Annotated in this window: 13 protein-coding genes; all 13 read right to left on the bottom strand. The window is 59.0% G+C overall.

From position 1 onward, the window contains the following. Window position 1 precedes the first annotated feature (1 nt). The 13 genes from VL197_14785 to VL197_14725 all read right to left on the bottom strand — a co-directional run bounded on the left by VL197_14785 (window position 2) and on the right by VL197_14725 (window position 16,179). Window positions 2-1,795 (bottom strand): bifunctional sulfate adenylyltransferase/adenylylsulfate kinase, encoded by a 1,794-nt coding sequence (locus tag VL197_14785; protein ID HUJ19247.1) that lies wholly within the window; start codon window positions 1,793-1,795, stop codon window positions 2-4. Next, the gene (gene cysQ, locus VL197_14780; GenBank protein HUJ19246.1) at window positions 1,765-2,574 is read right to left on the bottom strand and encodes a 3'(2'),5'-bisphosphate nucleotidase CysQ; all 810 of its coding nucleotides are present in this window, start codon (window positions 2,572-2,574) and stop codon (window positions 1,765-1,767) included. Before cysQ ends, VL197_14785 begins: the two co-directional genes overlap by 31 nt. 434 nt (window positions 2,575-3,008) lie before the next feature. Next, window positions 3,009-3,827: a DNA-binding response regulator gene (locus tag VL197_14775; GenBank protein HUJ19245.1), complete on the bottom strand. Its 819-nt coding sequence runs from the start codon at window positions 3,825-3,827 to the stop codon at window positions 3,009-3,011. A gap of 710 nt (window positions 3,828-4,537) precedes the next feature. Beyond that, on the bottom strand, window positions 4,538-4,840 hold the full coding sequence (locus VL197_14770; protein ID HUJ19244.1) for a hypothetical protein: 303 nt from the start codon (window positions 4,838-4,840) through the stop codon (window positions 4,538-4,540). A 228-nt stretch (window positions 4,841-5,068) separates the two neighbouring features. Continuing rightward, entirely contained in the window at window positions 5,069-5,743 is a 675-nt protein-coding gene (locus tag VL197_14765; GenBank protein HUJ19243.1) for an OmpA family protein, read from the bottom strand. Between the two features lie 341 nt (window positions 5,744-6,084). Continuing rightward, window positions 6,085-8,355, bottom strand: coding sequence for a patatin-like phospholipase family protein (locus tag VL197_14760; GenBank protein HUJ19242.1), 2,271 nt, complete (start codon window positions 8,353-8,355; stop codon window positions 6,085-6,087). Between the two features lie 157 nt (window positions 8,356-8,512). Beyond that, window positions 8,513-9,412 carry a transporter gene (locus VL197_14755; protein HUJ19241.1) on the bottom strand — a complete coding sequence of 300 codons (900 nt, stop codon included), beginning with the start codon at window positions 9,410-9,412 and terminating at the stop codon, window positions 8,513-8,515. 80 nt (window positions 9,413-9,492) lie between these two features. Further along, window positions 9,493-10,845: a TAXI family TRAP transporter solute-binding subunit gene (locus VL197_14750; GenBank protein HUJ19240.1), complete on the bottom strand. Its 1,353-nt coding sequence runs from the start codon at window positions 10,843-10,845 to the stop codon at window positions 9,493-9,495. A 118-nt stretch (window positions 10,846-10,963) separates the two neighbouring features. After that, window positions 10,964-12,217 carry an alpha/beta fold hydrolase gene (locus VL197_14745; protein HUJ19239.1) on the bottom strand — a complete coding sequence of 418 codons (1,254 nt, stop codon included), beginning with the start codon at window positions 12,215-12,217 and terminating at the stop codon, window positions 10,964-10,966. Window positions 12,218-12,316: 99 nt separating this feature from the next. Next, a complete protein-coding gene (locus tag VL197_14740) occupies window positions 12,317-13,900 on the bottom strand; it encodes a YiiX/YebB-like N1pC/P60 family cysteine hydrolase (GenBank protein ID HUJ19238.1) in 1,584 nt (527 codons plus the stop codon). 126 nt (window positions 13,901-14,026) lie between these two features. Further along, window positions 14,027-14,971: an META domain-containing protein gene (locus VL197_14735; protein ID HUJ19237.1), complete on the bottom strand. Its 945-nt coding sequence runs from the start codon at window positions 14,969-14,971 to the stop codon at window positions 14,027-14,029. Window positions 14,972-15,113: 142 nt separating this feature from the next. Beyond that, on the bottom strand, window positions 15,114-15,500 hold the full coding sequence (locus tag VL197_14730; protein HUJ19236.1) for a hypothetical protein: 387 nt from the start codon (window positions 15,498-15,500) through the stop codon (window positions 15,114-15,116). Between the two features lie 103 nt (window positions 15,501-15,603). Further along, the gene (locus VL197_14725; GenBank protein ID HUJ19235.1) at window positions 15,604-16,179 is read right to left on the bottom strand and encodes a hypothetical protein; all 576 of its coding nucleotides are present in this window, start codon (window positions 16,177-16,179) and stop codon (window positions 15,604-15,606) included. Between the last annotated feature and the right edge of the window lie 209 nt (window positions 16,180-16,388).

Below are 16,388 nucleotides of genomic sequence, written 5' to 3'. Positions count from 1 at the left end.
GTTATTGATGGGCCGGGAGCCGGTAGCCCAGAGATTCCCCGATGACCGCCCCGCTGACCGGTGATTCCCGCTCTACGAATCCCTGCTCTTCCAGGAATGCGATGATCGCGCGGGCGCTCGCTTCGGGGGAGTCACTCGTGGTATTGATGCGGATCTCCGGTGACTCGGGCGGTTCATAGGCATCGTCGACGCCGGTGAATCCCTTGAGGGTGCCCCGCCGTGCCTGGCTGTACATACCTTTTACATCCCGCGTTTCGCACACGGCCACGGGAGTGTCAACGAAGACCTCGATGAACTTTCCCTGTCCCATCATGGCGCGCACCTGGTGGCGGGCGGCGCAGTAAGGGCTGATGAGCGCGCAGATTGCCACGCCGTTGTGACGGACGATCTCCGCCGCTACAAATCCTACGCGCAGAATGTTCGTCAGGCGGTCTTCCTTGCTGAAACCGAGCCCCCGGGTAAGGTGGGTCCGGACCACATCACCATCAAGGAGCGTGACCTTCTTCCCGCGCGCCATGAGCATCGGCTCGAGGTGGTCCGCGATCGTTGATTTTCCCGAGCTCGGAAGGCCCGTGAGCCATACACAGAAGCCCTGATGCAACTTGGGAGGATTGGCCTCCCGGATGATCCTGGCTACTTCGGGATAGGTGAACCACTCGGGTAGCGGCTTCCCCTGGAATTCAGATTCCTCGATGATCCGTGTTGCCGAGACCCGAATGTACCGCTCCTTGCGAACCATCGCATGCTCCGAGATCTCATACCTGTTTCCCTCCGGCAGGTAGACCATTTCCCGCAGGGGGATCATACGAAGACCAGCTTCCTGCTCGAGATTGCGGTACAGTTCCTGGTCTGCGCGGGGGTATTCATGAAATGCCTTGCCGTGCGCATCGGGGAGCACGCAGTGCGGGTCGCTCCCGATAATGAAGTGACTTACGCCGTAGTTCCGGTTGATGATGCCCTGCCAGAGGCCGGCCCGGGGCCCTGCCAGGCGGACGGCGAGCGGCATCAGGTTCAGGAGCGTCCCGGAAGGATCATAGCGGCCCTCGATGAGGGCCTTGTAGCAGCGGATGCGCGAATAATGCTCCCCGTCGCTGTACCCTGTCGTGCCCGCAGCGGGGTTGATCAGGATCGATCCGTTGATCTGCTCGGCGACGGACTTGGTGAGGGCTTCGTGGGCCCGGTGCATAAGATGCCGCGGCTGGTATCCGGCGACGTTCGGCCGTCCCATGCGGGCAAGAAGACACCGTACCTCGGCAGGCGTCCTGCGGAGCGTGGGAAAGTCCCGGTGCCGGGGGAGGTTTACGACCGTGAGCGGTCCGGAAATGCAGCGTTTGCCCCAGGTATGCATTTCTGAAACAAAGGGATGGCGCGACTCGGCCGTTCCGGCGACCCTGGCGGCCTCTTCCTCCAGGTCCCAGGAATAGACCTCGTCGACGCGCATGACGGCAAGGACCTCGTTCGTCGGGCTTCTGAGCCCGATCTCGCGGCCGATGACGACGTTCTGCGAAGAGTCGATCGGGAGGGTGACCGGCATCGGGAAGATCGTTCCGTCTGCAAGCCGCAGGGATGCGAGGACGCTCCGATAATCCTGCTCACCCATAAAGCGGTCAAGGGGGGAAAATGCCCCGACAGCGAGCTGTTCAAGGTCGCACATCGAGCGAAGTGAGATCTGGACTGAGGGAAGGTGCTTTGCCCGGGAGAGCAGCTCGTCGCGCGCTTCGCCTTCGCTCATCAGGTTCACCAGCGCCCCCCCGTAAGGAGGGATCAGATCTGCCGATTGTGCAGTGACGTCCATACTTCCTTGCTCCTGTATGCGACAAAGTGGGGGTTCAGCAGGCTTTCCTTGTTATAGGCGAGCGGCATGCCCGTTTCGGGATTGATGACGCTGCCGCCCGCTTCTTCCACGATCGCCTGGCCTGCCGCCGTGTCCCACTCCATGGTGTTGCCATGACGCGGATAAACGTCTGCGGCGCCTTCGGCGATCAAACAGAACTTAAGGGAGCTGCCCGCGCTGATGAGCGTGACCTCTCCGAGGCGTTTCCTCACCGCGGCGACATATTCCTCGAACTCCTGCATTGCGTGGGACCGGCTCCCGACGACCACGAAGGCGTCCCTCACCGGCTGGAGGGGAAGAGACTGTGTCTTGCCCCGCTCGACCCTGCGGGCCCCGCCGCCCCGCTCCGCGTGATACAGGATATCTTTCGCCGGCGCATAGACGACCCCGAACACGGGGCGGTTCTGGTGAATGAGAGCAACGTTGATCGTGAACTCCCCATTCCGCTTGATGAACTCCTTGGTCCCGTCCAGCGGATCGACGAGCCAGAAGGTTTCCCAGTTTCGGCGCTCTTCGTAAGGGATGTCCCTCCCCTCCTCGCTCAGGACAGGATAGAGATAGTGCTTCTTCAGGAACGCGGTCAGGATCTCATGGGAACGGCGGTCTGCCAGCGTCACGGGGCTTTTGTCGTTTTTTTGTTCAACGGAGAACGGGGAGCGATACACGTCCATGACGGCCCTGCCCGCTGACCGCAGAACCGCCGTGAATCGATCGTCCAGGGTGATCCCTATCATTGTCATTTCGCGTTCAGCGCTCCGCCGTAAGAATGGACATCAGGAAACCAGTGCAGGCTGTCGAAGCACTCGCATGACCGGGGGTCCCACGCCGGCCCGAAGCCGATGAGGAAAGCCCGATGCGGATACCAGGGCATCCCAATCCCAGTACCGGTCCGCTGGTACAGATTCCTCCAGAACCGGAGCGCGGACAAAGGCGAACGGGAGCAATAACCCGATAATCACTTCACCGTGAACGATTATCACACATACATCAGGCGCTGTCTCGGCATTTATTGCTCATTGATTCAACTTTTGTTGCTATTTCATCGTCCCGACACCAGAGATCAGCTGACTGGAGATCAACCGGGCTCGGATAGCGCGACGACATGAGCATTTGGACTGAGGAAGAAAATAAAGTTGAGGAGATGTCAGGGAAGGGCTAAGCGGTGTTTCTTCTCTTATTTTGGAACAGAGTACTGCGAGGTCCTTTGACGCCGGTATTGGCTGGGAGTGGAGCCGACAAGCTTCTTGAATATCCTCGTAAAATGCGTGAGATCGGCGTAGCCGGCGCAATATCCCACATCGGTGATCGACAGGGAGTTGTCATCGAGGAATTTTTTCGCCTGCTCTATTCGTACGCGATTGAGATAGCTCTGATACGTCAATCCGGTCGTTTCTTTGAAGACACGGGAAAAATGATACTTCGACAGGCATGCGGTGTTCGCCACCTGTTCGAGGGTGATATCAGCAGAAAAATTGTTATGGATGAATTTCTGGGCCTGCTGAACGTAATAGTTTCTTGACCCCTTCGCGTCGCGGATAAGCGTCTCCGTAAATTCCTCCGACTCGTTGGTCAGGACGTTTCTGTGTTTCTCCTGTTCAATGATATTGAGCGACAGGCAGAAATTGATCCTTTTAATCAGCTCATGATAGATGAAGGGTTTTTTGACGTAGTCGCGGGCCCCGCACCGAAAGGCCTTCACCGCGACATCCTCGCTGCCAAAACCGGTGATAATGATCGCCGGGACACTGGGCAGCTTTTGTTTTATTTCCTTGAGAACTTCGAGTCCCGATATGTCCGGCAGCTTCATGTCTATTACGGCAAGATCGATGGGATGGTTCTTTCTCAAATACTGTATGGCATCCGAGCCGCAAAGCCGTATGACGACCTCGAAAAGACCCGAGAGAAACGCCAAGTGAAGCCTCACCATGCCGGGGTCGTCTTCGACAATAAATATTCTCTTATTCTTACCAAGGGCTGGTGCGTTTGACGGCATCGTTGGCTCTCCTCGGGGGCTGCCAGCACTCAAGATGGATCCGTCTCCTGGACGCTTCTGGAGGCAGGGGAAGGCGTTCTGCCCTTCCCCACCAGGCCTCGAACGTCCAGCATACGCCTGCTGTCACGCATCGCCGCGAAGAGCAAAATGTAACATAGCGTGCATGTGCCTGCCGTTTCATCAAACTACCAAAGTTTCGCTGCGGTGTCAAGTAAACATTAGTTTTCTCATAGGCACGATCCCGGAGCAAGGCTGAACCATGAATTTGTAATGAACCTGCACTATTCCCATGCCGGGATGATTGCAAGGGGTGATGGCAGCTGCCGTCGATAACCGGAAGATCTTGACCTATTGCAACTTAGAAGATTTCGACCGCTGCCCCACGATTCCTCGCCATGGTGCAGCGAAGAAGGTGAAGGACGTTTATGTCAATGGCTTGCGGAAGAGCGCGGAGCGACTCCGGCATGGAGTGCGGCTACGTTTATATGGTGAAAGATCGTTGTATCTGGATCATAAAACGAGATTGAGCTGAATGTCCGCATGAAGGATTTGAAGTTCAGGAATGGGAGTTTGATAGCAGAGGTAACGACGGGATGCTGCCCTGCGCCGAGAAGAGAAGCGCTCTCTGGACGCCTATCGAGGGCACCGGTCTGTATGGAGGGACAGCAGCAGATTCTAGGGAGGATGATCACCGTGCACGCATGTTTGCGTCATGGAATGTCCCTTTTCGTGACTGGGTCCATGAGAGAATCGATGGCTTCCCAGACTTCATCGCGGGGCACGTACCAGTTGTGATGGGTAATCGATACGGTTAATGTTGACGCGGTTTCATTCCATTCGGCCTGAAGTAAAATACCATGCCGTCCTGCATCGATATGCCAGGGGTTTTCGCCGGAGATGTCTGCTCCGCTATCGACGGCTGCCCTGATCATCACGGTGATGCGATCTCGTGTTATCTTTTCATATTGGCGCTTTTCATTCCTGTGCAAATGGCGATGGTCCTTCCTGTGCATGCCTCGTCTCCCCCTCCCGGGTAAGCCTGTATTTAGTATAGCAGGCTTTGGAGCAATCATCAAACCCGTCCCTTTTCCGGTAAACCAATGTTAACGGCTAAGCGCGGGTGACTGCCGCATGCGGATCGGGGAGGCGGTCAACATTCTTTCTGGTCACGCGGAGAAGCGAAGGAAGTGAGGCGTCCTACCACGAAGGGGGGATATCTCCCGCCCCCGCGGCTGCATGTTTCATTTGGTGATCGGGTCCAGTGTGATCTCGACGCGGCGATTCCTTGCCCGGCCTTCGGCAGTATCGTTGCCTGCAACGGGGTGTGCTTCACCATGGCCGATGGCCGCCAGACGCTCCTTGGCCACTCCCCTGCTGTGGAGATACAGGGCCACGGTGGTAGCCCGTTTCTCCGAAAGCTTCTGGTTATAATCGGCCGCGCCCGTGCTGTCGGTATACCCCGCCACGGTGACCAGCGTTGACTTATATTCCTGGAGCACCGTGGTGACGGAATCCAGCACGTCAAAAAATTTTGAATCGAGGCTGGCGCTATTGGTCTCAAAGGTGACGTCACCCGGCATCACGAGGCGGATCTCGTTGCCGCTGCGCACCACATGCACGCCCGTGCCTTCCAGTTTCTGGCGCAGTTTGGCCTCCTGCACATCCATGTAATAGCCCGCGCCGCCGCCGGCAATGGCACCGACGCCGGCGCCGATCAGCGCCATTTCCGCGCGATTCCCCCTGCTGGCCGTTGCCGCACCCAATATGGCGCCTACAACGCCGCCTATGGTCGCGCCCTCGGCAGCCTTGGATGTCTGCTTCTCTTCGGTATAGGGGTTGACGGTAGTACACGCAGGCAAGGCAATCAGCGAAGCACTCACCGACAGGGTAAGCAATGCAGTTCCTATCCTTTTCATACAGTTCCTCCGTTGTTATTCCCGGGCATAGATCTCATCAACTGAATCATAACTCCACGCTCATCCCCTGTCAACGTACGGGCTTGCCGACCGGCTACACTTCTTATTCGTTGACAGGAGAGAATGCCTCGTCATGAGCAGAATGCTCAGACGATACCATCGGGGGGGGGGATCCGTGGCGTCCGTACTACCACTACATGCTGGTCGTAAAAAACATTCCGGACCAGATCAGCCACAACGAAGATACGATCGGTGCCCCTGAGAGGATCGAGAGTATAACCCGGGGCATGCTCTCGCACCATTGCTCCCCGCATTCCCGGAAAAACGGTCCTTGCCAATGGTTAAAAGTAGGGCAGGCCGAGAAAGAAGTAAACAGTCCTGTTGCTGTCCTGCGCTATGCCGTAAGCGAGGTACACCGGGCCAAGCGGCGTATCAGCCGCCAGGAACAGCGATCCCGCCTCGAGCACGCCGGTCGGGTTGCCGGAGACCAACTGGCCGCCGATCCGGCCGGCCTCGAGGGAAGCGCCGGCATACACGCCTTCCGTCAGCACCGCCTTGGTCAGTTTCCGGTAATACATCAGCCGCCCGAAGGTCAGGGACTCACCATAGAACTGTCCGGTCTGGTAACCTGACAATTGCAGGAACCCGCCGAAGGAGAACTGGTCGTAAACAGGCAGCTTGGAAGAGCCGACCGCGCCGCCCCCCTTGAGCGCGACCTGCACGGTGTTGTCGCCGAAGGAGACTGCGGAAACAACACTGGCCTCCCAGCGCGTATAGTCGTCGCGGGCGCCCAGCCCGGTTTGCGAGTCTAGGATATCCGCAAAAGCGGCATAGCCGCTGCGCGGGAATTTGACGCTGTCCAACTGGTCGATGCGCAGACGGGCACGCACCGCGCCGATGTCAGCCTGGCCGTCTGCCGGGGCCAGTTCCGCAGGACCCGTGTTCAAGGTGAATGTGCGCGGGCCGTACACAAGGCCGACGCGCAATTCGCCGTACTTGGTGATCTGACTGCCCAGATCTAACCCCGCGGTGGTGCTGCGAATGTTGTACTTGGCGAGCGGTATGCCCCCATGGAATATCTGCAAGTAATATTGGTCATACTCCACCGTCGGCGCTACGAAGAGGTACCGGTTGACGGACAAGGGCTGGTAGAACTCCGAGGCGAGCCTGGTCGCCTGCCCCATCTGGACATCGTTCTTCCATTCGGCCCCCAGCGAGTTGAGCCACGTCATCCGATGGCTGGCGAGCACATTGAAGTACGAGTCGCCGCCGGATTCAGAGGACAGCCCGAGGCCTAAACGCACATAATTGGGCCCCCAGGATTTCTCCACCGCGTCGACGACCAGGATGCGCTTCCCCGGCTCCTCGATCAGCCGATACCCGACATGCTCGAAATCCCCCCGCCCGTAGAGGCGCCGCATATCAGCGTCCAGTACCTTCGTATCCAGCGGCTTGCCCGTTTGCGTCTCCATGGTCTCCTCAATGACAGCGGGATTGACGCGCTTCAGACCTTCGACACGGATCTCGTCGATCACCTTCGGGGCGGCGGCTTCCACACCCTTCTGCCGGCGGCGGTGCTCCGCATACTGCTCCGGCGACAGGCTGTAGCGCGCAAGCCGGTCCCGGACCTTTCGCGCGGCAGCCTCGCCGATGGGCACGGTGTCCGGCATGTGGTCAAAATCGGTCGAGGAGTAATCCCCCAGCTCGGGCAGGATGAGGATGTCGTCGGGTTTGAGCGAAGCAAGCGATGCCTGCACGTTCTGTTCGGTCAGGATGTTGATCATCTGGCCCGTGACGCCGAGCAGCGAGCTGATCTGGTCGCGCGGCATGAGCGGCGTGCCGAGGTTCACGGCAATGACAATGTCGGCGCCCATATCGCGCGCCACGTCCACCGGCAGGTTGCGCGTAAGGCCTCCGTCAACCAGCGCCCTGCCGTCCACCTCGGCCGGCGCTATCGCTCCCGGCACCGACATGCTGGCGCGCATGACGGCAGCCAGGTCGCCCGAGCGGAATACCGTCATCTTGCCGGTCTCGATGTCGGTTGCCACTGCGCGGAACGGGATCGGCAGCTTATCGAAGTCGACGGAGCCTTTGACCTTGGCCAGATCGCGCAGGACAGCCTCCAGGCCCACGCCGGTCACGACGCCCTTCGGCAGGAGCAGTGATCCGCCGCGGAATCCCATTTCGGGTCCGATGTAGTTCAGCAGGTCGTCCTGCTTGCGCCGCACCGAGACATCCCGCCGCGGCGGGGCGTCCGTTGCCAGGTCTGCCGACTTGATGGTGCTGATGTCGCGCAGCATCTGGTCGATGGAGTTGCCCGAGGCGTAGGATCCGCCCACGATCGAGCCCATGCTGGTCCCGGCAATGTAATCGACAGGTACGCGCAGCTCTTCCAGCACCTTCAGCACGCCGATGTGCGCTGCTCCGCGGGCGCCGCCGCCGGAGAGCACAAGACCGATGCGCGGCCGGGGCTTGACAGCTTTTGCGGCATCTGCGTTCTCGGCGAAGCTGGGATGCGCCATCGCGCCCAGGAGGACGGCAAAGATGAAGAGGCCCCCGCCCTTCTTCCAGCCGGCAGCCCTGTTCAGTTGTACCAGCAATTTCTTTATCATGATCGTCCTCCTGCAACTGCTTTCCGCATTGTCTCCGTTGAACCGCAGAGCACACAGAGAAATTCTTGGATGGCGGCGAAGAAATACATCCCTGACTTTTCTCCTCCTCTACACTCCTCTTTTACCAAAGGACCGCGGGACAGACCGCCCATCCCGGTTAAAGCCAGGTCCACTGCCAGGCAATACCCATTGTGTCGAAACTCGAGCCGACCCTTGTCGACACTCCCCGCGCCCACGTTAGTTTAAGGGACTGGTCCTGCTTGATCGGGAACGAGAGCGTCAGCCCGCCGCGGGTATTGCCCTGCCGGTCGTTCTGCGGATTGCCGTTGACCGTGGTCTCACCGCCTGCATAGTAAGTGAAATCGGCGGCTGCCCATAGCCGCGGGCGCACCTCGTATACGATGTGCGCCTGGTACGACGCAAGCGGGTCCTGCCTCCGCACCTGGCCGCCGAAGAAGTTGTCGTTGGCCTCGAACAGCCAGACTCCCGCGTAGAGCTCGAAGGTCCAGTTGCCTGCCGGCTGCGAAAGCCCCAGTTCGGGCTTGCATGCCCATCGGTTGGTGCCGAGGTTGACCAGCTTCGTTGAATCGTACTCCCCGAGAGGGGCACTGACGATGAGGCTTGCACCCAGGGTTGTCTCAGGTCTGTGCTCGCGGAATTCCTGCGGCGTCAGCGCCGGCCCGCCCAACAGGTTCACGGCGAACCGCACCTGAGGGTCAAGCAGCCCGGAACGTTCGACGCTGCGGCCCACATCCTGCACATCGCCATGGACATGAGCCTCAGCGAGAGGCGTCGCTACGGTCACGTTCGCCAGACGGCCGAAGAGGCCGAACGTATGCCCGTAGTAGGGTCCCACGGCGGAGACCCTGGCTTGGACGTTCTGTATCAGCGAAGCAGGGTCGGTGACCACCCCGCCGCTCGAGAAAAGGTAGCCCAGGCCGAGGAAGTTCAGGCCCACCGGCGCCGGCGAGTAAGCCCGGGGTTCGAGCTGCTGCGCCTGCGCCGTCCCGGCAACTGCGAATATCATCGTAAGCGCAAGGCACCATGACAGGAGCACAGCTACTTGCTTCGCGCGGGACCACCATGGACCTGTCATCCATGCACCCATCGAGTTGTCTCTATGTCCGGGCCACATCATCAATCTTCGTTCGCCGACCCCTCCCACCTCATGAGCCGCTCGCGGACCAGCGTGATGTGCATACGCAACGTATACAACTGGTTCGCGTAGAACAGAGGCACGCGAAGACGATTTGCCTTCTCTTCAAGCCGTTCAAGCCACTTGTTCAGATCTCCAATAGCCTCTCCCGCGCCGCGGGATTCCAGGTCTTTCTCAAGGGTTCTCAATTCGCGGTACAGCCGGAAGATCCGCCACCGCATTTCCCAGCCGTATATGGCCGGCATTAACCGCAGCAACGGATAGATCACGCCGAACAACGGAATGAGCAGGATGAGCAGCCGGTCGATCAAAACTGCCAGCCAGAATGGGAGGTGGCGCTGGAGGAAAGGACGTCCCGACTTGTAGAACTGGCGGGCCTCGTCGCTGAGAGGAAGATCTATCGATTCAGCGGCAGGAAACTGTCCTGATTTCTGAAATATCCCCGGTCCGGAATGGATCTGCGCTGCGGCGTCGAGCAGCAGGTACTGTATCGCCGGATGAAGGTCTTTGCGCACCACGAGGCTGGCTTTCGGTGCAAAGAGGGTCACGTCCGTAGGCGGCCGGTTCTTCGCCAGGTCGCCCACGCCGGCAGGCACCGTCAGCTTATTCAGGAAGGGATACAGCGCAACATAGGCGTCGGCACGGGGGAAGCTCGCGAGGTTAATGTTCTTGTCTGAGATTAATCGCTGTACCACGGGAGAGTCCCAGGATGCGACCATGAGCGCGGCATCGATCTCGCCCCGGAGCAGATTTTCTCCGGCCTCCCGGGGCGCAAGCGGAAGCAGATGTGCGAAACGCTGGTCGATTCCATTCCGGGCGAGAAGTTCAAGCGCCAGCGCTCTTGTGCCGCTGCCCTCTGGACCGATCGATATTTTCCGGCCCCGCAGAGCCTCCAATCTCTTGCCCGGGATGACGCCTCGATAAAAGAACCAGAGGGGTTCATAGAATACCGCGCCGAGAGACTCGAGATCAGGAGATGCCTTTTCACTCGTGATGCCGCTCTGCAGAAAGGCAACTTCCACGCGCGACCGGGGATCACGCAGCAGTGCCAGGTTCTCCAGGTCTCCCGCGGTCGTCAGCAGCTGCAGCTTGATCCCCTCGTGTGCGAGAAGTTCTCGGTAGCGTTTCCCGATATCATAATGCGAGCCCCCCTCAGGTCCGGTGGCCATGGTCACGGTTCGCGGCGGAAGCGGACGCAGGGAAGCGATGACCGCCCAGAGCGCAGCGACAACGATCACTGCCGCAGCGATCACCGGTATTATGAGACGATAACGATGAGCGCGGATGTGATCCCCGACGGACCGGTCGCGCGACCTTGTGTTCGATGAATCCATAAGCCCTCTCCCGGGTACGGACGCCCTGAACAGTTCCAACCCATTGTCATGTTTCCTGACCGTGGGCAGGGACAGGATCGTGATCACCCGATCGAAAATGCCGATCCGGAGCGTGTTGTTATAAGGCCTTCTGCCTGAGAAGAGTGTTCAGCCGCTCGATCATCGCGCTGCTCCGCAGGATGCTCGTGTGTGTTTCCGGATAACCGTAGATGCGGATTGCGTCATCCTGGGCGTGCAGGGAAATCACACTCGTCAGCGGAACGGAGCCATCCGTGCCGTCCCCGCCAACGACGCCGAACATCAGGTAATAAGGCACCGAGGGAGACAGCGGCCGCTCGAAGAGCCCCTGGAGGAACGGACTTTCTGGCACCACGTCTTTCCATGCGGGTACCACGACGGGCGAATAATCGACGCCCAGCCGGGCCGTATCAACGCCATCCCAGGGCGTCGAGATCGACACAAAGAGTTTGATAGGATGGTTCGGGTACTGGTTCACGATCTGGTTAACGGCAGCCCGGGAGACCAGGCCTCCCATGCTGTGGGCAACGATGACCAGGCGGTCGAAGCGGTACTTCGCATAGAGCTCGACAATCGCCTGTACCAGCTCATTGCCCAGCACATCGAGCCCGAGCCCCGAAGGGTATTGAAATACCCAGGGCTGGAACTTCGTTTTGTCCAGGTGCTCGATGATCGTGCGGAACTCCTGCGCGTAGCCGCCGACGCCATGCACAAAGACCACCGGGACCCTGGCCGGGTCATAGGGCCCGAGGAAGTAGAGGCCGTATCCGTTCAGGATGGCGGAGTGCACCGGCTGCCACAGGCCCTCCTTGCCTTTGTCTTCCGTGAACCGCGGGTCATCGAGGCTCACGACCTGGCCGCGGCTGACCTTGACCCGCCCAAGCGTCGCCTCTTCCTCCGTTTTCTCAGGTCGAACCACCTCATCGGTCCCCTCGGGAACGTCCATGGACAGCTTGATGACCAGTCCTTCGCTTATCTCTCCGTCCTTCAGGGTGATCTTCTGGGGTGTGGTGCCGCCGAACCATGCGGCCCGTTCGCCCTTCTGGTAGTGCAGGTCCCCGTTCCGGTCCTCGAAAGCAAAGAGATAGGCTGAGCCCGGCGTCAGCAGGAAGCGAAAGGACCCCGGTCCATATCGTACGGAATAGTTCCGGATCACCTTCTTCCTCCCGTCGTCCCGGACCAGCACGACGATGACGGGTTTTCCCTTGTCCGCCCCGGTGACCTCGCCGCGGATCTCGACAGCCCTCTCGACCCGCCAGATGTCCTGTTTCACCCGGAAGGCAGTGCAGCCGGTTGTGACGGACATCATGCAGAGCGCCAGGATCGTGATCAAACAAATGCATGATCGTTTCATGGGTATGTTCCTCCTTGCACGGGTGAAATAGCGGGTAACAACGGCCTTTGAGCGGGACCGGGTATACCGCGAGGTCCCTGCAGTGAATGCCGGGCTCTGTCAGTTGCCATGCAATACACTGCGCTTCCTCCAGCGCGGCTGTTCCCGTTCTATCTCGGTCTTTGCGGAACGCGCGAGATTGACGAGCTCCCAGTAGGGAGGAGCGTAGCCCTGTTCGCGGTTGAACTGCGCGGCCTTGGCCGAGAGCCGCACCAGCATAGTTTCGTGCTTGTCCGAATACCAGACGTTCCGCAGCGCCGAAGTAGATGTCATGCCTTCCGGGACCGGCCCTGCCTTCCCCATAAGGTTCAGGACCACGCTGTACGCTTTTGCGAGCCTGACCACTGGCAACAGGTACCACTGATACGAAAGCTCATCTCCTTCTTCAGCCCCCGCGAGCATCACTTCTGTCACGGCATTGTCATAATGGTCTTTCTTGAGCGTTTCGGGATCGCGCCACTCCGCGACGACGACGAGCTGGGGATCATACTCGAGGTCCGACGGCTCCTGCGTCTCGAAGTATCGGACGCCGAAATCGCTCAGCCATCGCTGAAGGCCGGGCGAAGAAAGATGGGATATCCCCATCCAGAGTTTAACGCCGAAGGTCTCGTACGCGGCGGAAGCGACTTCGGAACAAAACAGCTTCGAGTGCTCGCGATAGTTCATCTCGAAATCATAGGGGATATGCTTCTTCGTTGCATTGTTATACGCAATCTCGGCGGCCTTATGCGGGATCATCGGGTCCTTCGTGAGTTGCGGCAGGTCTTTCCGCAGCCGCAGCAGCATGACGCGCAGTTTCTTGTCCTCGAGATACTGCTCCACGGTAGAAACGACGACACCCCGTTCAATATGGGATTCCACGATGTAGGGTGTGCGCGTTGCGGGATCCACGTAGACGAAGGCGATGTGCGAGAAGTTGCCGGGGTAATCGCTGCCCCTCGCAATGAGCGCCGATGTGGGCGCACCCCCGCGGGACACCAGAATGTCGCCGCTGTGGATGCGCACATTGCGGACGTCCGCCCAGGGCGTCCGGGCGGGCTCATCCTTTCCCGGAACAAGCTTCGGCACCGTTCCCGCCGGTGTTTGCAGGATGACCTCCTCGGCCGCGGCACGTGAGCCGTACAGAAGCCGGTACAGGGTAATTCGTGTTGATGCGGAATTCATGTCCCAGTCTGCCGACCGTTTCTTGATAATGGTACGCATGTCGGCGATCAACCCGAGGTAGTCCGTTACCTGCCTATTGCAGGCGCCGACCACAGTGCCCATCTCGAACACCACTGCTTCGAGCTCGCGGTATACCGGATCGTCGGGATAGGTCCGTGCTTCATCGATCTCGTGCAGGATCCTTTTTGCTTTCTGGAACTTCGAAGACAGGGCCGGCACGGCGCTCGTACAGCCCCCCTGCTTCAGCGTTCGATATGTGGCCTCCAGGGCCTCCCAGTATTCGTCCTGGTCCCATACAAAGGGCTGCTTCACCGCCCGCCCGCCCACGGCGGGGACGTGATCGCGATCGTCGAAGGGAATGAGCAGCAGGAGGTACAGAACGGCGATTGCGGCAGTAACCGATCCGATGCGTTTCAGGCTCCTGCCCGGCTGTTTCTTTCTCCTTGATGGAGGTGATTGTGAAGATTCCCCTGCGGTCATGACCTCCCTCCCGTGGATCACCTCCGGCCCGAGTCGAATGCCCTTTTCAAGACGCGACGCTGTCACGCGCTTATCAGCGTCTCTCTGAACCAAACACATTAACTTATGTTATGAGAAATGAACTGTCTATTTTTCATTCTTTTGCTTTTCATGAAACTCCATGGTACCGGTATCGTTTTCCAGCTCAAGAAAGAGAACACGGTTTTTAAGAAGGAACCCGGCTGCCCTATTGAGGTCACGAACGAAGGGACTTTCCAGTGAACCCTCAGGACAGGCGGCCATGGTCGTATGGGTGATTCTGACGGAGAGTATACTGCCGGTCATCGTGAAGGCTCCCCCGCCTGCATTGCAGTCTCCCCGGACCCTGACCGTTCCATCGGAGTTCAGCTGAAGCGTGTAACCGGTCGAATCGGCCGGACGGTTCAGCATGATGTCGTTATGATACCGTGTCTGGACCCACTGCCAGACAACGCCAATGATCCCCGGGTCCTGCGAGCCTGGTCGTGCATCGCGCTCCGCTACAAGATGGTCCGCCTGGACCAGGAAAAGGCGTGTCACCTCGCGGGTGGGGCAACACATCGCGTCACCGGGGCCATGGGCGGACATGCTTACGATTATCTCATTGCCCTTGATGCCTACGGAATGCACCTTGATCCTGTCGCCCAGGAGAGTGGCATCGGCATATACCCATCCTCCTGATCCCTTGACGATCAGCGCCAGATCATAGAACATGCCGCTGCCGCCGGTGTCCGTCGCGAAAATGATTGCTGCGGAGTCCTTCCCGTTCATTGGTCCGAAAGCACGTCGGTCCGTCAATCTCACGACCGTCTCGGTGACGGACCCCGGCGCAGCAGGACCGCGATATTCGCCGTTCTTGAGCGTAACGGTCCCCGAAGGGAACCATGCTGAGTGGATCGTTATTCCTTCGAGGTCCTTTGCAGCCGGCCCCTGGACCTCCCCTGCTGAAGCCGTACTGAGGAGCGCAAAATAAACCAGGATCCGGACAAGGCTGATGCTGGAGGAACCCATTGCCCGGCGCTCCAGAAACTGTTTGAAGGAACAGTATTTCACAGCCTGTCTCCTCCGCTGCAGTACCTGTTGCGGACCGGCATTGGCGTGCCTCAGGCGTGTCGTACCAGAGACGCAGCTTTCTTCCCAATAAGTCGTATGACATTCCCCGCCCCCGAGTTCAAATCGGGGCGGGGCTATGAAGTTATTTCGTACCGCTTGGAGCTGAACTCGGCTCTGCGGCCGGTGCCGGAGCGGGTGCTGCTGCAGGCTCTGGTGCCGGGGCTGGAGTTGCTGCCGGAGCTGGTGCTGCGACGGGAGCTGCTACCGGCTTGGCTACCGGGGCAGTCAGGCCTGCCTTATACTCTGTGCTGCTGATCTCCTTCACTTCTGAATTCTGAATTGTGACCAAACTGCCGCTCCGTGCGTCCTTCAGTTTCACCGCACCACCGGTCAGTTGATCAACTTTTTCCGTGTAATACACACTGCCGGTTTGCGGGTCCGTCACCTTGTAATAGGAGGCACAACTGCAAACCAGAAGTACCAAACCGAGCACTGCCATTAACCATCCGTAAGCATTAAACCTTTTCATGATATTTTCTCCTTTCTGTTTTGGACGTCAACATAAAGTCGCGATCTTTCACCTTTCCTTATTTTCCTCCCCTTGTGCAGCACGAAACAAGGCAAGGCAGCGGCTATGGTGTATGCACGGAGATCGCAACTGCCTGGGTATACCGCACAACAACCTCATCGCCTTTCTTGATTTCGTTGAACCTCTTCACCTGGTCGCCTACCTTAAGGCTCATGGTGTCACCCTGCGGCATCTTGAGCGTGACCATCCGCGACTGGTAATCAATATCTTCGACCCTCGCCGTCATGTGCCCCGTGGTCTCGATGGTGCCTCCCGGCCTTGCTCCGGGTTTTGCCCGGGTCAAGGATTGCGTTTCTTCGGCCTTCGGTTCTCCTGTAGACTTCTGGATGTCAATTGCGACCGACTCATAATAGTCGAACGTGACCTTGTCGCCCTTTTTCACCTGATTGAAATTCCTCGCCTCCTCTCCGACCTTCAAACTGACAAGGTCACCATGCGGCCCCCTGAGGGTCACGGTGCGGGCCTTATAGTCGATTGACTCCACCGTTGCCGTTATGCTCGACGCCTCGACGACTGCGCCGCCGGGTCTGTCGCCTTTCTGATTCTCCTTCGCGTGCGCTGCACAGGTAAGACCTGCGACCAGAACAAGTATTGCCGCTATTGACCATGCTGATTTCATCGACTACCTCCCTATTTATTGGAATGATTCTACAGCTGTCTCCTGGAACTGTTCGTCACTGAACGATCTTTTCTCAAGAATGAGCAGGAACCGTGCTCGTGATCCGTCCGTCGTCAACGGACCCGTCGATAGGCGATCCAGCCGGCGATCGCGGCAAGCGCCAGGGCCGCAAGCGACACAAGGAACGCAGCGGTCACGGGCGACAACAG

This window comes from Nitrospirota bacterium, assembly GCA_035516965.1.
GTDB lineage: Bacteria > Nitrospirota > UBA9217 > UBA9217 > UBA9217 > MHEA01.
Note: the sequence above shows the minus strand (reverse complement) of the source record. Positions and strands in the feature narration are given on the sequence as shown.